Origin of the sequence: Labrenzia sp. THAF35, from assembly GCF_009363595.1 — a bacterium.
GTDB lineage: Bacteria > Pseudomonadota > Alphaproteobacteria > Rhizobiales > Stappiaceae > Roseibium > Roseibium algicola.
Genome location: NZ_CP045380.1, coordinates 4,525,100 through 4,544,081 on the forward strand (window position 1 = coordinate 4,525,100; position 18,982 = coordinate 4,544,081).

Annotated in this window: 16 protein-coding genes; 6 read left to right on the forward strand and 10 right to left on the reverse strand. The window is 56.5% G+C overall.

Features of this window, described 5'->3' with window-relative positions:
* Positions 1-43: 43 nt before the first annotated feature.
* The gene (gene argS / locus FIU93_RS20700; RefSeq protein ID WP_152506591.1) at positions 44-1,813 is read right to left on the reverse strand and encodes an arginine--tRNA ligase; all 1,770 of its coding nucleotides are present in this window, start codon (positions 1,811-1,813) and stop codon (positions 44-46) included.
* Positions 1,814-1,910: 97 nt separating this feature from the next.
* On the reverse strand, positions 1,911-3,128 hold the full coding sequence (locus FIU93_RS20705; protein WP_077293721.1) for a deoxyguanosinetriphosphate triphosphohydrolase: 1,218 nt from the start codon (positions 3,126-3,128) through the stop codon (positions 1,911-1,913).
* A gap of 154 nt (positions 3,129-3,282) precedes the next feature.
* Between FIU93_RS20705 and erpA the strand changes: the two genes are divergently transcribed.
* Together erpA and xth are read left to right on the forward strand one after the other, a co-directional pair.
* Positions 3,283-3,624 (forward strand): iron-sulfur cluster insertion protein ErpA, encoded by a 342-nt coding sequence (gene erpA, locus FIU93_RS20710; protein ID WP_022998733.1) that lies wholly within the window; start codon positions 3,283-3,285, stop codon positions 3,622-3,624.
* 67 nt (positions 3,625-3,691) lie between these two features.
* Positions 3,692-4,474 carry an exodeoxyribonuclease III gene (gene xth / locus FIU93_RS20715; RefSeq protein WP_152506592.1) on the forward strand — a complete coding sequence of 261 codons (783 nt, stop codon included), beginning with the start codon at positions 3,692-3,694 and terminating at the stop codon, positions 4,472-4,474.
* A gap of 650 nt (positions 4,475-5,124) precedes the next feature.
* On the opposite strand, the gene FIU93_RS20720 is transcribed toward xth, so the two are convergent.
* A complete protein-coding gene (locus tag FIU93_RS20720) occupies positions 5,125-5,982 on the reverse strand; it encodes a tetratricopeptide repeat protein (RefSeq protein ID WP_173013998.1) in 858 nt (285 codons plus the stop codon).
* Between the two features lie 588 nt (positions 5,983-6,570).
* Between FIU93_RS20720 and parE the strand changes: the two genes are divergently transcribed.
* The 4 genes from parE to FIU93_RS20740 all read left to right on the forward strand — a co-directional run bounded on the left by parE (position 6,571) and on the right by FIU93_RS20740 (position 12,377).
* Positions 6,571-8,616, forward strand: coding sequence for a DNA topoisomerase IV subunit B (gene parE, locus FIU93_RS20725; RefSeq protein ID WP_152506593.1), 2,046 nt, complete (start codon positions 6,571-6,573; stop codon positions 8,614-8,616).
* A gap of 99 nt (positions 8,617-8,715) precedes the next feature.
* A complete protein-coding gene (locus tag FIU93_RS20730; protein WP_152506594.1) occupies positions 8,716-9,444 on the forward strand; it encodes a sulfotransferase family 2 domain-containing protein in 729 nt (242 codons plus the stop codon).
* A 299-nt stretch (positions 9,445-9,743) separates the two neighbouring features.
* The gene (locus FIU93_RS20735; protein ID WP_055654145.1) at positions 9,744-11,192 is read left to right on the forward strand and encodes a DEAD/DEAH box helicase; all 1,449 of its coding nucleotides are present in this window, start codon (positions 9,744-9,746) and stop codon (positions 11,190-11,192) included.
* A gap of 105 nt (positions 11,193-11,297) precedes the next feature.
* Positions 11,298-12,377 (forward strand): GGDEF domain-containing protein, encoded by a 1,080-nt coding sequence (locus FIU93_RS20740; protein ID WP_208984159.1) that lies wholly within the window; start codon positions 11,298-11,300, stop codon positions 12,375-12,377.
* A gap of 75 nt (positions 12,378-12,452) precedes the next feature.
* On the opposite strand, the gene tenA is transcribed toward FIU93_RS20740, so the two are convergent.
* From tenA to sufB, 7 genes are all read right to left on the reverse strand, one after another.
* Positions 12,453-13,115 carry a thiaminase II gene (gene tenA / locus FIU93_RS20745; RefSeq protein WP_152506595.1) on the reverse strand — a complete coding sequence of 221 codons (663 nt, stop codon included), beginning with the start codon at positions 13,113-13,115 and terminating at the stop codon, positions 12,453-12,455.
* Positions 13,116-13,147: 32 nt separating this feature from the next.
* Positions 13,148-13,525, reverse strand: coding sequence for a Fe-S cluster assembly scaffold SufA (gene sufA / locus FIU93_RS20750; protein ID WP_077292918.1), 378 nt, complete (start codon positions 13,523-13,525; stop codon positions 13,148-13,150).
* A 73-nt stretch (positions 13,526-13,598) separates the two neighbouring features.
* Entirely contained in the window at positions 13,599-13,994 is a 396-nt protein-coding gene (locus FIU93_RS20755; RefSeq protein ID WP_006933232.1) for an SUF system Fe-S cluster assembly protein, read from the reverse strand.
* An 11-nt stretch (positions 13,995-14,005) separates the two neighbouring features.
* The gene (locus tag FIU93_RS20760; RefSeq protein WP_152506596.1) at positions 14,006-15,262 is read right to left on the reverse strand and encodes a cysteine desulfurase; all 1,257 of its coding nucleotides are present in this window, start codon (positions 15,260-15,262) and stop codon (positions 14,006-14,008) included.
* Positions 15,263-15,297: 35 nt separating this feature from the next.
* Positions 15,298-16,617, reverse strand: a complete 1,320-nt coding sequence (sufD, locus tag FIU93_RS20765; RefSeq protein ID WP_152506597.1) for a Fe-S cluster assembly protein SufD — start codon at positions 16,615-16,617, stop codon at positions 15,298-15,300.
* 14 nt (positions 16,618-16,631) lie between these two features.
* Positions 16,632-17,387 (reverse strand): Fe-S cluster assembly ATPase SufC, encoded by a 756-nt coding sequence (sufC, locus tag FIU93_RS20770; RefSeq protein ID WP_006933229.1) that lies wholly within the window; start codon positions 17,385-17,387, stop codon positions 16,632-16,634.
* A gap of 67 nt (positions 17,388-17,454) precedes the next feature.
* The gene (sufB, locus tag FIU93_RS20775) at positions 17,455-18,927 is read right to left on the reverse strand and encodes a Fe-S cluster assembly protein SufB (protein ID WP_031268546.1); all 1,473 of its coding nucleotides are present in this window, start codon (positions 18,925-18,927) and stop codon (positions 17,455-17,457) included.
* Positions 18,928-18,982: the final 55 nt, after the last annotated feature.

The following is an 18,982-nucleotide window of genomic DNA, read 5'->3' on the forward strand; positions in this document are numbered from 1 at the left end:
AGTCGCTGGCGAGCCATTTAGTCGTTCCCAGCGGCCATTAAAACTAGCGCATTTCTTCAGGAGCATTCACGCCGAGAATCGTTAGACCTGAAGCGAGCACCAAAGATACTGCACGAACCAAAGCAAGACGCGCTAGGGTTAATTTCAAGTTACCGGCCTGAATAAAACGTAAATGAGGCAATTCGTAGCCTTTATTCCAGTGGCCATGCAAAGAACTAGCGAGTTCATGTAGATAAAACGCAATTCTGTGCGGCTCATGTGTTTCTGCAGCTGCTTCGACCACTTTCGGCCATTCCGCCATCTTGGCGATAAGCTCCTGCTCGCCGATATCATCCAGCAAGGTGAAATCGGCCCCGGCAAGATCATCAACCGCATACCCGGCTTCCTTGAGCTCATCGGCCGCCTGCCGCAAGACCGAACAGCAACGCGCATGGCCGTATTGAACATAGAAGACCGGATTGTCTTTCGATTGTTCCGTAACCTTTTTGAAGTCGAAGTCCAGCGGTGCATCATTCTTGCGGAACAGCATCATGAAGCGAACCGGGTCCGGCCCGACTTCATCCACGACATCGCGCAGTGTGATGAAATCGCCGGAGCGTTTGGACATCTTGACCGGTTCGCCGTCACGCATCAGCTTCACAAGCTGGCAGAACCGGACGATAACTTCCGTCTTGCCGTCGGAAATCGCCTTCCCGACTGCCTGAAGGCGTTTGGCGTAACCGCCGTGATCGGCACCAAGCACGTAGATCGTCTCGGAAAAACCCCGCTCGAACTTGTCCTGGAAATAGGCGACGTCGGCAGCGAAATACGTGTAGGAGCCATCGGATTTCTTGAGAGCCCGGTCGGTATCGTCACCAAAGTCGCTTGCGCGAAACAGTGTTTGCTCGCGGTCTTCCCAGTCATCAGGAACCTGACCCTTGGGCGGCGGAAGCGTGCCTTCGTAAATCAGACCCTTGTTCCGGAGAGTTTCGAGCATGTGATCGATCTTCGAACCGTTGCTCGAGCCGCGATCATGCAAGGTTCTTTCGGAATAGAACACCTCGTGTTCCACACCGAGCGCCGCCAGGTCCTGCCGGATCAACTCGAGCATGGCGGCAATCGCGCGTTCCTTTACCAGCGGCAGCCAGTCGCTTTCTTCCTTGCTTGCCAGCGTCGGACCGAATTCCGCCTTCAGTTTTTCACCGACGGGTTTCAGGTAGTCTCCCGGATAAAGGCCAGCCGGAATGTCGCCGATGTCCTCGCCAAGTGCCTCGCGGTAACGCAGGAAGGCGCTACGAGCCAGCGTATCGATCTGCGAGCCAGCATCGTTGATGTAATATTCCTTGACCACGTCATTGCCGGCAAATGCCAGAATGTTCGCCAGAGCATCACCCACGACCGCTCCACGAATATGACCGACGTGCATCGGGCCTGTCGGGTTGGCGGAAACGTATTCGACGTTGACCTTCGGAGCAGGAGAACGTTCCTGGGCTCCGAAGCGGATACCCTGATCCAATACGCTGGCCAGAACCTTGTGCCAGACCCCCTGGGCGACACGCAGGTTGATGAAACCAGGGCCGGCGATCGTCGTCTCGGTAATTTCCGGGTCAGCGTTGAGCTTGGCAACAAGCTGCTCGGCAAGATCGCGCGGCTTCATGCCGAGTGGTTTTGCAAGCACCATTGCAGCATTGGTGGCAAGATCGCCATGTGCCGGATCACGCGGGGCTTCCACGACGACTCGCGAAAGATCCGGTGCCTCTCCATTTGCATCTTTTAAATCAAGGCTTTGGAGGGCGTCTTTGACGCGCAGCGTGAAGTCCGCGAAGATATTCATAGAACACCGGTCTGGTTTTGGTTTTCAAACACAAAGCCCCCGCGCGCTGCGAAGGAAAAGCCTTCGGCGCCACGGGGCTGTAAAGTCGCCTCTGCGCCTACCCCAAATCAGGAGTGTCGTCAAACAGTCTGCGGTGCTCTTCGATGGCGTATCGGTCGGTCATTCCGGCGATATAGTCGCAAACCAGTCGCGCGACTTCCGCTTCACCCAGATTGCCAAGGCCACTGTTCCATGGTTTCGGCATGAGGTCCGGTTCCGCAAGGAACCTTGTGAACAGGTCCCGCACAACCCGGGCAACCAGCTTTCGAACTGCAAGAACATCTTCATGCCGGTAGACCCGGGCGAACAGGAACCGTTTCACTTCCTTTTCCGCAGCCGTCATGTCCGCAGAGAAACCAACGAGACAACGCCCCGCCATGCGAATCTCCTGGACGCTTTGCGGAGCAACGTCATTCAGATTACGCACCGCTTCGCGAATGACATCCTCGACCATGCGCGTGATCGATCGCCTGACGATCTCGTGGATACGTCGGCTCTCTTCGAGACCCGGATATTTGCCATCGACCTCGGCAAGGATGTCGGCCAGGAACGGCACATCGCGCATGTCTTCGATCGCGAACAGCCCTGCCCTCAATCCGTCATCGAGATCATGGGCGTCATAGGCAATATCATCGGCAATGGCAGCGGCCTGTGCCTCTGCACCAGGCCAGGTATGCAACAGGAGGTCCTGTTTCCTGGCATAGTCGCGGATTGCAAACGGCAACTGGCTGTCCTTGAACTTTCCGAGCGGCGCACCGCTGGCATCAATCAGGGGGCCGTTGTGCTTGACCAACCCTTCCAGAGTTTCCCAGGCGAGGTTCAGACCGTCGAATTCGGCATAGCGCTGCTCCAGATGGGTCACGACCCTCAGTGATTGCGCGTTGTGGTCGAACCCGCCGAAGGGTGCCATGCACTCATGCATGACGTCTTCGCCTTCATGCCCAAACGGCGTGTGACCGAGATCATGTGACAAGGCCAGGCATTCCGCCAGATCTTCATCAAGCCGCAAAGCGCGTGCCAGCGAGCGCGCGATTTGCGATACCTCGATGGTGTGGGTCAACCGTGTGCGAAAATGGTCACCTTCGTGATAGACGAAAACCTGCGTCTTGTGCTTGAGCCTGCGAAACGCGGAAGAATGAATAATCCTGTCCCGATCCCGCTGGAAGGGTGTCCGCGTCGGGCTGTCAGGCTCGGGGAAGAGCCTTCCCCGGCTTTCCAGAGGGTTTTCCGCGTAGATTGCGCGGGATTGTCCCCCAAATCCGATATCCGCTTTCATCAGTTTCCAGCCATCCTTCACAGAACCGGTCTGCGTTTGCTGTTGCTCGGGCCGCGGGCAACACATTGACGCGGGCGGTCGCAAAACATACTTATCTGAACAAATCAGGTTTAACGTTCCCGCACATTGCCGGAACTAAGCGAGTCGGTGAAAGATGACCGAAACACTTGAAATTGGCGTAACAGTCAGCGACCGCGCTGCCAAGCGCATTGCATCGATTTTGTCCAAGGAACCGGGCGGCAGCATGCTGCGTGTCAGCGTAGAAGGTGGCGGCTGTTCCGGACTGCAGTACAAATATGACGTGGTCGACAGCCGCGAAGACGACGACCTGGTGATCGAAAAGCCGGGGGCAACGGTTCTGATCGATTCCATTTCCCTTCAATATATGAGCGGATCGGAAATCGATTTCGTCGATGATCTGATTGGCCAATCTTTTCAGATCAACAACCCGAATGCGGTCGCCGGATGTGGCTGCGGCACCAGTTTCACGATCTGACACTGTTGCGATACCGCATTGACGCCGGTTGCCCCGGCAGTTTCGAACAATTGAGGCAACCGCGCTCATGAAAATTGCGACCTGGAACATAAACGGCGTCAAGGCACGTATCGACACTGTCCTGGAGTGGCTCAAGGAAGCGTCTCCGGATGTCGCCTGCCTTCAGGAAATCAAGTCCGTCGACGAGAACTTTCCCCGTCAACCGTTTGAAGACCTCGGTTACGTGGTCGAAACGCACGGCCAAAAGGGTTTCAACGGCGTGGCGCTTCTGTCCAAGACGCCGCTGACTGATATTCAGCGCGGCTTGCCCGGAAACGACGCGGACGAACAGGCCCGTTATATTGAAGGCAGTCTGTCGACGGATAGCGGCCAGGTTCGAATCGGTTGCCTCTACCTTCCCAACGGCAATCCGCTGGGAACAGAAAAATTTCCGTACAAGCTCGAGTGGATGGACCGCTTGATTGCGCATGCTCAAATGCGTCTTTCAGAGGAAACGCCATTCCTGCTGCTGGGAGACTACAATGTGATCCCCGATCCCGTGGATGCCAAGAACCCGCAGAACTGGCTGGAAGACGCTCTCTTTCAGCCTGAGAGCCGGCAACGCTTCCGTGCCCTCACCCACCTCGGCTTGACCGAAGCAGTCCGGTCCTGCAGCGAAGCGCCGGAAACATTCACGTTCTGGGACTATCAGGCAGGTGCCTGGCAAAAAAACAACGGCATTCGGATCGATCATATTCTGATGTCTCCGCAGGCCACAGACCGGTTCTCAGGCTGCGGTATCGACAAGCATGTGCGCGGCTGGGAAAAGCCGTCGGATCATGTGCCAGTTTGGGTGAAGCTGGCTGCTTGAGACTGAAACCGCCTCCAGAAATCCAGCTCCATTGCTGATGCAGGCGTGAAGCGCGGTGCGTGCCCGGAAACCGGGCTTGCAGTCGGCTGACGTCATGGTAAGCTTTTTTCCATCATGGGATGACGCTCAGCCGACCAACATCCGCGACGGCGACATGCGGAAAGGACATACCGGTAACGACTTCGATTGCCGGTCGTTCGGTCTTTACTGTCACCGCATGGTTGTTTTCCGGACTGATTTTCGGTCTGGTTCTTGGGTCAGGCAGCGCGGCTCGGGCGCAAGACGTCTCGTGTACCTGCCGATACCAGGGCGAGAAATACGGCGTAGGTGAATCTATCTGCCTGAAGAGCCCATCCGGGCTGCGAATGGCGACATGTGAAATGGTGCTGAACAACACGTCCTGGCAGATCAGCAACGCGCCTTGCCCACTGACCCAAATTCAAAGCCCTGCGATCGATAAATTCACGACCAAGCGTCCGACGACACCGGCTCATCCTTCGGTTGAAGTCCAATCATAAGATAAAGCGGATTTTCTGCAGCCCTGGCACTTTCCAGCTTCGAACCGGAGCAAGACATGACTTGGCTGTGCGAAAGCCATTGCAGCCGATCACACGCACCTGGTGTTCAGATCGGTCTCTATGAGCTTGAGGTTATTGTGCGGGCAACTGCTGTGCGGTGAGCACGTCCGGGCGATTTTGCTTCAACCATCCGTCAGCCATTGATCTGGCCATCTGCCTGACAGGCTCGGGCGAAACCGCGAAATACTGCTCGTGCATGGAATGAATCCAGCTGGCATCCGTCCCCTTGGCCTGTTCCCGGGCAACGGTCATCCACATCAGGCCGCGAGCTTTTTTCTTGTCCGACGTACCGAGTGCATAGAGCGTTTCACCAAGGCGTGCCTGGGCACCCACATGTCCCTTGAGCGCGGCAAGATTGTACCAACGAACGGCCATGCGGCTGTTGTTTTCCTGGTACATGCGGCCAAGTTCATACTGGGCATCGGCATCGCCGAAATAGGACGCGGCATGCGTGAAGATCTGACGGGCACGTGATTCATTCTTGGGCACAGCGCCGTCGATGCCGTTCAGATAGTAGGAACCGAGCGCAACGAAGGCGCTTGAGACGAAGGGAGCATCCGGTGCATCGGGGCGATCTTCCCCGTGCTCACGAACGATCTGACTGTAATATTCGAACGCCTTGAGGTCGTCTTCCTTGACGCCGTCGCCGGAGGCATACATTTCGCCCAGCTTCCAGGCGGCCATGGGCTGACCGTTTTCGGCGGCATACTGCAGCGACCCAAGTGCAGCGGCCTTGTCGCCGGAATAATATTGGCGGGCACCGGCCCGCAGTGCTTCAGACGGGGAAAGATCGTTCGGACCGATCGCCCGTGCAGGCGCCGGCTGACCGTCAAAGGCGGCCACGGGCCCTGTCAGGCCGATCAGGATCAACGCACCGAGCACGGTTCCGGCTCTTCCCATGCGTTGAAGCTTTGTGCTGTTCTTAGGCATCCCAGTCACACTATTATCCGTCGGCAACGAAACAGATCCCCGACGGACTTTCTTGTTATTTGTCCGCGCCAAGCGCATTTGCTGTCTCTTTGGTCCCAAAAGCATATGCCTGCGGGACCCACTGTTTCGGAGTGGCCTAAATTGGCCGATCATTTCGTCTTAAGTTGGGCCATACGACGCCGAAATAAGACCATTTCCTGACACTTTTGTCCGGACTGTGAACCACTTCAGGAGTTGATCCCGATCTGGTCGTCCCAGACATTAGCGTAACGGGTGACGGGCAAACATGGCCGAACAGGGGCAACGGCGGTAAACCGGGGCCCTGCAAATGACTCTGTCAGTAACTGTTGCGGAATTAGCACATATTGTGACCGCCCCTCTCTCATTCAAGACCCTTATTTCATCACAGGCGGGTTGATGATGTGTTTCCAGATCGGATTTTTGGGCCCAGGGCTGTTGAAAACGGGGGCTTTTGGCCAATTACCTTTGCCGTTCTATCTTTGTCCTTCAAACTGAGACATGATTCGGTGTAGGTAACAGCGCTGAGTTTGTAGAAACTGTGACCCAAGACCCATCAGGCGATACGGAATGAGCGCAAAAGACGATCTGTTTGCAGGCAACGCGGCGGTCTCTGCCCCAATGACACAAGATGAGCCCGCCCCAGCTCCGCAAAAGCCGCGTCCCGTTGCGCCAGTCGCGGTCAGCGACGATTATTCAGCGGCCGACATCGAGGTTCTCGAAGGGCTCGAGCCGGTTCGGCGCCGGCCAGGCATGTATATCGGCGGCACTGACGAAAAGGCGTTGCATCACCTCTTTGCCGAAGTGATCGACAACTCCATGGATGAGGCGGTTGCCGGCCATGCGACGTGGATCGACGTGTCGCTTTCCAACGATGGATATCTGACGATCACCGACAACGGCCGCGGTATTCCTGTCGACCCTCACCCGAAGTTCAAGGACAAGTCCGCACTCGAAGTGATCATGACGACGCTACATGCGGGCGGCAAGTTCGACAGCAAGGTCTATGAGACCTCTGGCGGTCTGCACGGTGTCGGAATTTCCGTGGTCAACGCGCTGTCAGAGGAACTGATTGTAGAGGTCGCACGCAGCCGCAAGCTCTATCGCCAGATTTTCCGCCGCGGTCACGCCCAGGGTCCTCTCGAGCTGGTTGGCGACACCCAGAACAGACGAGGGACCCAGGTCAGCTTCAAACCAGACGATCAAATCTTCGGCAAAGGCGCCAAATTTGTCCCGGCGCGCCTTTTGAAGATGGCACGGTCCAAGGCCTATCTCTTTGGCGGTGTCGAGATCCGCTGGCACTGCGCACCTGAATTGCTGTCTGAAAAGGACGAGACACCGGCCGAGGCCGTGTTTCACTTCCCCGGCGGTCTTCGCGACTTTCTCAACGAGAGACTGACCAAGGAACGCCGTGTCGTCGACGACGTGTTCTTCGGCCGCACCGACAACGCCGGCAAACACGGATCCGTGGAATGGGCAGTGAGCTGGTTTGCCGGCGATGGCTTTGTCAGTTCCTACTGCAACACCGTGCCGACACCGGAAGGCGGAACTCACGAAGCGGGTTTTCGATATGCCCTGCTGCGCGGCCTCAAGGCATATGGCGAACTGACAAACAACAAGAAGGCATCCATCATCACCGGCGATGATGTGATGACATCAGCCGGCGGAATGCTGTCCGTCTTCATCCGTGAGCCCGAATTCGTCGGCCAGACCAAAGACAAACTGGCGACCAACGAAGCCACGCGCATTGCGGAGACGGCTGTCCGAGATGCATTTGACCATTGGCTGACGGCCTCCCCCAACCAGGCAAACAAGCTTCTGGAGTGGGTGATCGATCGCGCGGATGAGCGCTTGCGCCGTCGCCAGGAAAAAGACGTCGCCCGCAAGACAGCCGTGCGCAAGCTGCGCCTTCCGGGCAAACTTGCCGACTGCTCGGCAAACCAGTCCGATGGCACCGAACTCTTCATCGTGGAGGGTGACTCGGCAGGTGGCTCGGCCAAACAGGCGCGCAACCGTTCCAACCAGGCCGTCTTGCCGTTGCGCGGCAAGATCCTGAACGTTGCAAACGCCGGCCGCGACAAACTCGTTGCCAACCAGCAGCTCGCCGATCTCATCCAGGCCCTTGGCTGCGGCACGCGCTCCCAATACCGGGAAAGTGACCTGCGGTACGAGAAGATCGTCATCATGACGGATGCAGACGTCGACGGCGCCCACATTGCATCACTTTTGATTACTTTCTTTTACCGCGAAATGCCGGAGCTAATCCGTGGCGGCCATCTCTTCCTGGCCGTGCCACCACTCTATCGTCTCACCCAGGGGGGGAAGACCCTCTATGCACGCGACGATGCCCATAAAGACGAATTGATGGACACCGTCTTCAAGGGTAAATCCAAGGTGGAAATCGGCCGTTTCAAGGGTTTGGGTGAAATGTTGCCGGCTCAGTTGAAGGAAACGACGATGGATCCGTCCAAGCGGACCATGCTGAAGGTCGTCGTCGAAGAAGAAGCTGTAACAGACACCAACGACACCGTTGAACGGCTGATGGGCAACAAGCCGGAAGCGCGCTTCCGGTTCATTCAGGACAACGCTGAATTCGCTGAGGATCTTGATATTTAGCCGCAACAGCAGGTATTTTGATCTATATCTTTTTTTGAAGAGGTTGGGCGGGCGTATATTTTTGCCCGCACTGCCTATTTGACCGGTCGGAAACGTAGCATGTTAAACCGGATGTATTCGATACTGGACAGACGGCTTCGCCCCTTGCGAAATCATGTCTTCCTGGCTTTTCCCAAGCACAAGATCGCCTTTGCCCGTATCGCAGAACCTGCTTTTCAACTTCTGCGCCCGGTTCTTCATTGCCTTGCCGGTACCGACAAGCTCAAGGCCCTTTCCGGTTTTGATCTTCGGACCGCCGCCACGGAACGGCTGCTCTTCCATGGGAATGTGGAGTTACTGACAGCACGCGAACTCAAGCGGCGGCATCCCGAAATGAAAGTCGCGGCCTGGGTCCAGGATCCGATGCATCGGTTGGCCTACTGTTATGAGAAAGTCATCCTGAGTGCCGATCCGCTTCCTGCCTACTATGAAGAGCGCCAGTTCAATCAGGACATGACACCTCAGGAGTTCGTGTCACACGTTGCGTCGATCTCGGACCTGGAAGCAGACAATCTGTTTCGCAGCCAGACAGCTGCCCTCACCTACAAAGGCATGTTGACGGCCGATCTGATCTTGCAGCTTGAAGATTTCGACCAGTCATTCGCAACTTTTCTTTCGGAAAGCTCTCTCAGGTTCCGCACGAAATCTCCTGTCGCGTATCACGTGGACAATTTTGTCGGCAGGGACACGCTGCTGTCCTTTACCGAAGACAGCCTGGTTCAGCAGCTGCGGCGGCGCTACAAGTCAGACTACGACCTGTTCTACAAACCGGTGGCTCTTTCTGCCTGACGCTGCGCAATTTTACGTATCGAATACCGGCTGAAGCGATACTTTCGGAAACACATACCTTCGTTTGCGCCTGCATTTTGGGCAACGCATACTGATTTTCCAGCCGATTTCATGAACCAACTTGGTTGCACTATTAACTGAGATGGCAAATCGTACTCGGAATTACTCGATTTTCTTGAGATTTTACCTCTCAAGCGCATTGACACCTGAGCGCATGAATGTAGGGTGTGCGCACATTGGCACCGGCGGTTCCCACGGCGCCGCCGATTAACAATCACAACATTCGGGCAAAGCGCTCCATGGCATTTAATACTCTCGGTCTTAGCGAGAAGGTCCTCGCTGCAGTTGAAGCAGCAGGTTATAAGGAACCCACGGCAATCCAGTCGGGCGCCATTCCGCAGGTGCTTGAGCGCCGCGACATCCTTGGCATTGCCCAGACCGGAACCGGCAAGACTGCAAGTTTCACATTGCCCATGCTGACGCTGCTCGAAAAGGGCCGCGCTCGTGCGCGGATGCCGCGTACGCTCATCCTGGAACCGACGCGCGAACTCGCTGCGCAGGTTGAAGAAAATTTCGCCAAATACGGCACCAACCATAAACTCAATGTCGCCCTGCTGATCGGCGGCGTCTCCTTTTCCGACCAGGACAAGAAGCTCGACCGTGGCACAGATGTTCTGATCGCGACGCCTGGCCGTCTGCTTGATCACTTCGAACGCGGCAAGCTGTTGTTGCAGGGCGTTGAAATTCTCGTCATCGACGAAGCCGATCGTATGCTCGACATGGGCTTCATTCCGGATATCGAGCGGATCTGCAAACTGATCCCGTTCACTCGTCAGACTCTTTTCTTCTCGGCGACGATGCCACCGGAAATTCAGCGTCTGACCGAAACGTTCCTGCAGAATCCGGCCCGTATCGAAGTCGCTCCGACTTCGTCGACGGCTGAAAACGTCGCTCAGTTTCTGAAGGCAGCCGAGTCCAAGGACTACGAAAAGCGCGCAGCCCTGCGCGAACTGCTGGAAGGTGCTGAAGACCTCAAGAATGCGATTGTCTTCTGCAACCGCAAACGGGACGTGACGACGCTTTACCGGTCTCTGGAGCGTCATGAATACAACGTCGGCGCTCTCCATGGCGACATGGACCAGCGTACACGCATGATGATGCTGGACAATTTCCGGAAGGGAACGATCAAGCTCCTTGTCGCGAGTGACGTTGCCGCGCGTGGCCTCGATATTCCCGAGGTCAGCCACGTCTTCAACTTCGATGTTCCGAGCAATGCCGAAGACTATGTCCACCGGATCGGCCGGACGGGCCGCGCCGGACGCAAGGGCACAGCCTTCACGCTCGTAACCGGTGAAGACCAGAAATACCTCGATGCCATTCAGACATTGATCAAGAAGGACATCGACTGGCTGGGCGATGCGATAGACTTCGAAGCTGCAGCTCAGGAACGCAAGGCACGCCGCAAGGCCGGCAAGCCTTCCAGGAACGCACGGTCGAGCAACGACAACGAGGCTGCCGAACAACCCAAGCCCTCCAATCGTCGCCGGTCGCAGAGTAAGCCACGCGAAGTCGTGGAAGAGCAGATGGAGGAACTCCCTGAAATGCTGAACCCGACACCGGTCTCAAACCTGCCGCAACGGCAGACTGGAAAGCGCTCCAGAAACGATAAACTGGAACCTGCCTTCGGTGCTGGCGTTCACATTCCTGCGTTTCTCCTGCGTGAGCCACGGCCTAAAAAGGCATCGTAACGCCGAATTCTCTCCAGGTTTCGCTTTAAGCTTAACGGCTCCTTAAACCTTCCAGCCGAGTTTAAAACCTAGTTCTTGTGTCCGTGTGGGGCGGATTCGCAAGGCATGGGTGAGAGAAACTTGATGGCGGATGAAGACGACCATAAGCGGACTATCCAGTATGGAGAGTCCGCAATCAGTTACATCAAGAAGAATGTGCTGCCAGCCTACCCTCGTTCCTACGAGCTTTGGTACACTTACGCGGCTGGATACAATCAAGGCCTGAACAGGGCCGTCAATGAGTCCATAAAATCCAACGGCAGGATCAGCACCGACGAGATGCTGACCCTTTACGGTCGCTTCCTGTCGCCGACACGGCTCGGTGATCGCCTGGATGAAGTTGGCTCCAAGGTTTCCCGGGAAGTTGAAGAACTGGTTGACACGCTAAAGCTGAGTGCTGACGCCACGTCCGATTATGGCACCGCGCTCGAGCAGGCAGGCGAAAAGATCAGGTCAGTTTCCGATCCGGAGAAATTACAGAACTACGTCACACATCTGGTGAAATCGACCCAGAATGCAGTTGCGTCCAACCGCAAGCTTGAGAGCCAGCTGCTTGAGTCCAAGAAACACATTGAGAACCTGCAGTCGTCACTGGAAGCGATCCGCTACGAATCCCTGACGGACGAGCTGACGACACTCAACAATCGCAAACACTTCGAGAACTCGATTGAACGTGTCATCGATCAATCAAAGGAGAGCGGTCGTGGCTTCTCCTTGCTGATGACCGATATCGATCACTTCAAGAAGTTCAACGACACCTATGGCCACCAGACTGGCGACCAGGTTCTGCGACTTGTCGCACTTGCGGTTAAACAGAACATCAAGGCACAGGACATCGCCTGCCGGTATGGCGGTGAGGAATTTGCGATCATTCTGCCACATGTCGGGCTCGAAGATGCCGCTGAAATTGGCGAGAACATTCGAAATGCGGTGATGTCCAAAGAACTCGTGAAACGTTCAACGGGAGAAAATCTCGGCCGTGTGACCATCTCTGTCGGCATCGCAACCTACGAGAACATCGATACGGTCCATTCCATCGTTTCGCGCGCGGACGAAGCGCTCTACCTTGCAAAAGATGCCGGTCGAAACCTTGTGAAGACTGAAAAGGATCTTGCAGGAGTGGATCAGCGGGAAGACGTTGCCTGATCCAAGGCATCGTCTCCGATCAAGTATCGGGTCTCAAAATCCATCGGAAAAACAGGGGCTGAGCAGAAAACTGTCTCAGTCTTTTGCATTCAGCCCCATTTGCCAGAAATCACTTTCCAGTCGGCAGGCCTTCTCAAAAATGGACAGGACGCGCGGATAGCGGTGCTCCGTCAACGTCTGGCCTGCAGTTCCGTCGAGCCAGGCGATAAAGCCCTTTGCGAGTTCCTGATAGCCTTCGCTGGCGTATTCCCGGATCCAGCGTGCGTAGGGATTGCCATCGGTGTCGCAACCTTCCGCTGCCAGCCTGGCTCCAATTTCCGCATAACCAATTACGCAAGGTGCAAGAGCTGCCTGAAGGTCCAGGAGATCACCAGCCATACCGGCATCGAGCACAAAGCGCGTATAAGCCATTGTGGGCGTGTCTTCTGGCGCCTGCTCGATCATGTCACGCTCCATGCCCCAACTGCGGCACATCTCGACATGCAGATCGAGTTCGTCATCCAGAATCGCCTTTACCCCGTCCAGTGACTGACGCATGTCGGCGACTAACGGGCTTTTGTAGACGCCAAGCGCATAAGCGCGGGCGAACTGAATGAGAAACAGATAGTCCTGAACCAGGTAGTGCTTGAAACAAGATAGCGGCAGCGTTCCCGCGCCAAGCTGCTGAACAAATGCGTGACGGGTGTAGTCGGACCATTGCGGACCGGCGTCGGCCTTCAGCCGCTCGAAAAGGCTCATGAAAATCTCATCGAATAGATAGAAAGGCGCGATCAGCGTGCCAGGGCATTCAGGTCGGCAGCCTGAAGCGAAACGGATTCCCCACAGCCACAGGCGGACACTTCATTCGGGTTCTTGAAGATGAAGCCTGAACGGAACTTGGTCACTTCGAAGTCCATTTCCGTGCCGAGCAAAAAGAGCACGGCAGAAGGATCCACGAAGAGTTTCGCCCCCTTATCTTCAACGGCATCATCACCTGGCCGCGCCGCATCCACCATTTCCATGGTGTATTCCATACCGGCACAGCCGCCCTTCTTGATACCGACACGCAAGCCGATGGCATTCTTGTCGGAGTTATCGACAAGTTCCTTCACGCGCTCAGCGGCGGCGTCAGTCAGGGTCATCACCTGGAATTTAGCGGCGGAAGCCATATGATCCTCGTTCAGTGCAGCGAATGCTAAACCTGATATGGGGTTTCAGCTTATCCGATTAAAGGCTTGAAGCTCAATACCAGTTGAGCGCAACCTTCGCTTCGTCAGACATGCGATCGGGTGTCCAGGGAGGGTCGAAGACCATATCGACGTTGACCGGCCCCACCCCTGCAACCGCAGAAACGGCATTTTCCACCCAGCCCGGCATTTCGCCAGCCACAGGGCAGCCAGGGGCCGTCAGGGTCATGTCGATGTTGATCGACCTGTCGTCCTCGATATCGACCTTGTAGATCAGGCCAAGCTCATAGATGTCACACGGAATTTCCGGATCGTAGACCGTCTTTAGAGCACCGATGATATCGGTGGTCAGCTGGTCGAGTTCATTTGCCGGAATGGCGCTCTTGGCCGAGACTTCCGTCTGCAACTCTTCGCCGTCCGCGCCGGTATCGATTGTGGTAGCGTTTTCCATGGGGTCCGTCCTTACCCGAAAAAGCTCTGAGCCTTCAACAGGGCTTCATACAGCGCGTCCACTTCCGCACGCGTGTTGTAAAGCCCGAAGCTTGCCCGACATGTAGAGGTCACACCATATCTTGCCAAGAGCGGCTGTGCACAATGGGTCCCTGCCCGCACGGCGACCCCTGCCCGGTCGATGATCGTGGCAACGTCGTGCGCGTGGGCGCCCTGCAGTTCGAACGAGACAATTGCGCCCTTGTCCGGCGCATCCCCGAAAATCCGCAGCGAGTTGATCTCGCGCAGCTTCCGGTGGGCATAGTCCTTCAGATCTGCTTCGTGGCGTGCAATGTTTTGTCGGCCTATCGCATCCATATAGTCGAGCGCCGCGCCAAGACCGATTGCCTGCACGATCGGCGGCGTCCCGGCCTCAAACCTGTGCGGCGGTTCATTGTAGGTAACAAGGTCCTCGGTCACGTCGAGGATCATCTCGCCGCCACCATTGAAAGGACGCAAGGCTTTCAGCCGATCCGGCTTGCCCCACAGGACCCCGATGCCCGACGGCCCATAGACCTTGTGTCCCGTGAAGACATAGTAATCGCAGTCGATGTCCTGAACGTCGACAGGAAGATGTACGGCCGCCTGGCTTCCGTCCACAAGCACCGGGATGCCCCGTTCATGCGCGATCCGGCAAACTTCCTTCACCGGAACGACCGTGCCTAGAACATTCGACATGTGCGTGAGCGCAACCAGTCTTGTCTTGTCCGTCAAGGTATCAGCAAAGGCATCAAGATCGAATGAGCCATCCTCGCGAACATAGACCCATTTCAGCTTTGCACCGTGACGCTCCCGATGGAAATGCCACGGCACGATGTTGGAGTGGTGCTCCATGATCGATAGAACGATTTCACCGCCATCGGCAAAATAGTCGGGCCCGAGGCCATATGACACCAGGTTGATCGCTTCGGTCGTGGACTTGGTGAAAACCACCTCATCGACGGATCCGGCATTCAGGAAACGGCGCACTTTCTCGCGCGCGGCTTCATAGTTGTCCGTTGCGGTATTCGACAGGAAATGCAGGCCACGATGAACGTTGGCGTACTCCTCCGAGTAAGCCTTGGTCACCGCATCTATCACCTGCTGGGGTTTCTGGGCGGAAGCACCGTTATCCAGATAGACCAGCGGCTTGCCGTAAACCTCCCGTGACAGGATCGGAAAATCCCGACGGATGGTTTCGACGTCGTAACCGGTGTTGCCGGTTGTTTCTTCTGCGGTCGCGACCGTCATGCGGCGCTGCTCCTTATTCCCGTTCGCTTCAGATGTCAGTGATTGGCAAGCCAGTCACGCACGCGCGCTTCCAGGCCTTCAGTCACATCATCCTCGCCGTATTCTTCAATCGCTTCGGACAGGAAAGCGAGTACCAGAAGGGTCTTTGCCTCGTCTTCCGGAATGCCTCTGGCGCGAAGGTAGAAGAGCAGGTCTTCATCTATCTGTCCGCTGGTCGCACCATGGGCACACAATACGTCATCCGCGAAAATCTCCAGCTCGGGCTTGTTCGCCATTTCCGCATCCTCGGAGAGGAGCAGAGCCTGGGTCATCATCTCGCCATCGGTTTTCTGCGCATGCTGGGCCACGTTGATGCGGCCCTGGTAGACACCCCTGGCCTCACCGTCCAGCACGGTCTTGAAGAACTCGCGGCTGTTGCAGTGTGGCACAGCATGATCGACGATCAGCGTCTGATCAGCCAGCGATTTACCGCCAGCCATGGTCACGCCGTAGATCTTCGCTTCGGAGTTTTCACCGGTAAAGTTGATGAATTGCTGGTTACGCGTGAACTGCGGCCCAGCGACAAAGCCAAGCGATTTCAGCTCGGTTTCAGCGCCTAGCGTAGCGATTGTCGTGAACAGCTGCGCGGCGTCCGTCTTGCCGACGATCAATCGCGTGGCAGCAAGCGCTGCCTTGTCGGCGAGATCGTAGTCAAACACCGTGTTCAGTTCGCCTTCACCGGTATCTCCGACAAAGGTCTCCAGAAGACGTAATTTTGCGCCTTCGCCAAGTTCGATGCGGTTGCGGACGGCCTGAGCGCCCTTGGAAGTCGCCACCTGAACCAGCTCGACCGGCTTGGACACTTCCACGCCCGCCTCGACTGTCATGACGACGCCGCCTTGGAGGAAGGCAGTGTTCAAGGCAACGACACCGTCGGACGGTCCCGTCTTTGGCGACGCAATCAACTGGGTGCCTGTTTCGCCGGCAAGAGTATCTGCAACGTTTGTCAGGGTTACACCTTCGCCTGCGAGCGCTTCCACGTCCGAAAGCTCGGCAAGATAGGACCCATTGGCAACGACGACGCGGTACCGGTCGAGATCTCCGAAGCCGTCCTGTGTCTCGATCAGCTTGCTGGCAATGGCCGCGTCAGTTGCACCCGCAAGGGAGGCAGCCGACTTCATGTAGGCACGCAGGTCGGAATACTTGTATTCCTCTACCCGGCGATGCGGCAGTCCACGGTCCCGAATCTGGCCGAGCGCCGCTTCGCGCAGAGCCTTGACGGCAACCGAGCCGGCCAAACCGTCTTTCGCGCTGTCGAAACGCTCCAGCAGGTCGCTTTCCGCCTGGGTGTGTTTGATGGGTGCGCTGGCGTTCATATCGCTTTGCTCCCTCAGGCGGCCGTGTCGATGTAGTCGGCGTAACCGTTCTTTTCCAGCTCCAGCGCCAGGTCCTTGTCGCCGGTCTTGACGATGCGGCCCTTGGACAGAACGTGGACGACGTCCGGAACGATGTGGTCAAGCAAACGCTGATAGTGGGTGATCACCACCATGGCGCGATCCGGACCACGCAGCTTGTTCACGCCTTCGGAAACGATCCTGAGCGCGTCGATGTCGAGGCCGGAATCGGTCTCGTCGAGCACGCACAGCTTCGGCTCCAGCAAGGACATCTGCAGAATTTCCGCACGCTTCTTCTCACCACCAGAGAAGCCTACATTGAGCGGGCGCTTCAGCATGTCCATGGACACGTTCAGGTGGCCGGCGGCTTCCTTGACGCGCTTCATGAAGTCCGGGATCGACAGCGTGTCCTCACCGCGTGCCTTGCGCTGTGCGTTCATCGCCGTCTTGAGGAATTCCATGGTGGCAACACCCGGGATCTCGATCGGGTACTGGAACGCCAGGAACAGGCCCGCAGCAGCGCGCTCATCCGGCTCCATCTCAAGGAGGTTTTCTCCGTTGAACAGGATCTCGCCTTCGGTAACCTCGTAGTCGTCCTTGCCGGCCAGGATGTAGGACAGCGTCGACTTGCCGGAACCGTTCGGTCCCATGATGGCGTGTACTTCGCCTGCATTGATGGTCAGATCGATGCCGCGCAGGATCTCTGTTTCGTCTTCCGCAATGCGGGCATGCAGGTTTTTGATCTCAAGCATTGAGATTGTTCCTCGTATTTCGGCGGGCATTCAAGGCCCAAATCAATTCGTAACTTTGCAGGGCCCTTTAGCCCACGGATCCTTCCAGGCTGATCGAGATCAGCTTCTGTGCCTCGACGGCGAATTCCATGGGCAGCTGCTGGATGACGTCCTTGACGAAACCGTTGACGATCAGCGCCACGGCTTCTTCTTCCGACAATCCGCGCTGCAGGCAATAGAACATCTGGTCGTCCGAGATCTTCGAGGTGGTCGCCTCGTGTTCGAACTGGGCCGAGGCATTCTTGCTCTCGATGTAAGGCACGGTGTGCGCACCACAGTCCTGGCCAATCAAGAGCGAGTCACACTGGGTGAAGTTGCGTGCATTCGAGGCCTTGCGGTGAGCGGAAACCAGGCCACGATAAGTGTTCTGGGACTTGCCTGCGGAAATGCCCTTGGAAATGATCCGGCTGGAAGAGTTCTTGCCCAGATGGATCATCTTTGTGCCGCTGTCGACCTGCTGGTAGCCGTTGGAAACCGCGATCGAATAGAACTCGCCACGCGAATTTTCGCCGCGCAGGATGCAGGACGGGTATTTCCAGGTAATCGCTGATCCGGTCTCGACCTGCGTCCAGGAGATCTTGGAATTCTTGCCGCGGCAGTCGCCACGCTTCGTGACGAAATTATAGATGCCGCCCTTGCCGTCCTTGTCGCCCGGGAACCAGTTCTGAACGGTGGAGTATTTGATCTCCGCATCATCCAGGGCCACCAGTTCAACGACAGCGGCATGAAGCTGGTTCTCGTCGCGCTGAGGTGCCGTACAGCCTTCCAGGTAGGACACGTAGGCGCCCTTCTCGGCAATGATCAGCGTGCGCTCGAACTGACCGGTGTTCTGTTCGTTGATACGGAAATAGGTCGACAGTTCCATTGGGCAGCGAACGCCTTCAGGAACATAGACAAAGGATCCATCCGAAAAGACGGCCGAGTTCAGCGTCGCGTAGTAGTTGTCGGTCACCGGAACGACGGAGCCGAGATATTTCTTCACCAGATCCGGATATTCGCGCAGCGCTTCGGAAATGGAACAGAAGATCACACCGGCTTTTTTCAGCTCTTCCTTGAACGTGGTGACGACGGAAACTGAATCGAACACAGCATCGACCGCAACCCGGTTCTTGGGCTCGACACCGGCCAGGATTTCCTGCTCGCGCAGCGGAATACCGAGCTTTTCGTAGGTCGCCAGCAGTTCCGGATCGACTTCGTCCAGGCTTTTCGGGCCTTCGACGGATTTCGGAGACGCCCAGTAATAGAGGTCGTCGAGATCGATCTTCGGGTAGGAAACGCGCGCCCAGGTCGGCTCTTCCATCTGCTGAAAGCGGCGGAGCGCATCAAGGCGCCATTCGGTCATCCACTCCGGCTCGTTCTTTTTAGCCGACAGAAAGCGAACGGTTTCCTCGGACAGGCCTTTGGCGCCTTTTTCCGACTCGATATCGGTCACAAAGCCGTATTTATACTGGTCGACATCGATGGCTTTCACCGTATCGATGGTTTCCTGTACAGCTGGCATGTCTTGCCTCCATTCAACAGGCCTCGTGCCTGCTTTTGTTATTTCCTGCAGGGAC

Excerpts from the sequence above, each read along its gene's own strand:
- argS (WP_152506591.1), bottom strand. The coding sequence starts at position 1,813 with ATGAATATCTTCGCGGACTTCACGCTGCGCGTCAAAGACGCCCTCCAA.
- FIU93_RS20705 (WP_077293721.1), bottom strand. The coding sequence starts at position 3,128 with ATGAAAGCGGATATCGGATTTGGGGGACAATCCCGCGCAATCTACGCG.
- erpA (WP_022998733.1), top strand. The coding sequence starts at position 3,283 with ATGACCGAAACACTTGAAATTGGCGTAACAGTCAGCGACCGCGCTGCC.
- xth (WP_152506592.1), top strand. The coding sequence starts at position 3,692 with ATGAAAATTGCGACCTGGAACATAAACGGCGTCAAGGCACGTATCGAC.
- FIU93_RS20720 (WP_173013998.1), bottom strand. The coding sequence starts at position 5,982 with ATGCCTAAGAACAGCACAAAGCTTCAACGCATGGGAAGAGCCGGAACC.
- parE (WP_152506593.1), top strand. The coding sequence starts at position 6,571 with ATGAGCGCAAAAGACGATCTGTTTGCAGGCAACGCGGCGGTCTCTGCC.
- FIU93_RS20730 (WP_152506594.1), top strand. The coding sequence starts at position 8,716 with ATGTTAAACCGGATGTATTCGATACTGGACAGACGGCTTCGCCCCTTG.
- FIU93_RS20735 (WP_055654145.1), top strand. The coding sequence starts at position 9,744 with ATGGCATTTAATACTCTCGGTCTTAGCGAGAAGGTCCTCGCTGCAGTT.
- FIU93_RS20740 (WP_208984159.1), top strand. The coding sequence starts at position 11,298 with ATGGGTGAGAGAAACTTGATGGCGGATGAAGACGACCATAAGCGGACT.
- tenA (WP_152506595.1), bottom strand. The coding sequence starts at position 13,115 with ATGAGCCTTTTCGAGCGGCTGAAGGCCGACGCCGGTCCGCAATGGTCC.
- sufA (WP_077292918.1), bottom strand. The coding sequence starts at position 13,525 with ATGGCTTCCGCCGCTAAATTCCAGGTGATGACCCTGACTGACGCCGCC.
- FIU93_RS20755 (WP_006933232.1), bottom strand. The coding sequence starts at position 13,994 with ATGGAAAACGCTACCACAATCGATACCGGCGCGGACGGCGAAGAGTTG.
- FIU93_RS20760 (WP_152506596.1), bottom strand. The coding sequence starts at position 15,262 with ATGACGGTCGCGACCGCAGAAGAAACAACCGGCAACACCGGTTACGAC.
- sufD (WP_152506597.1), bottom strand. The coding sequence starts at position 16,617 with ATGAACGCCAGCGCACCCATCAAACACACCCAGGCGGAAAGCGACCTG.
- sufC (WP_006933229.1), bottom strand. The coding sequence starts at position 17,387 with ATGCTTGAGATCAAAAACCTGCATGCCCGCATTGCGGAAGACGAAACA.
- sufB (WP_031268546.1), bottom strand. The coding sequence starts at position 18,927 with ATGCCAGCTGTACAGGAAACCATCGATACGGTGAAAGCCATCGATGTC.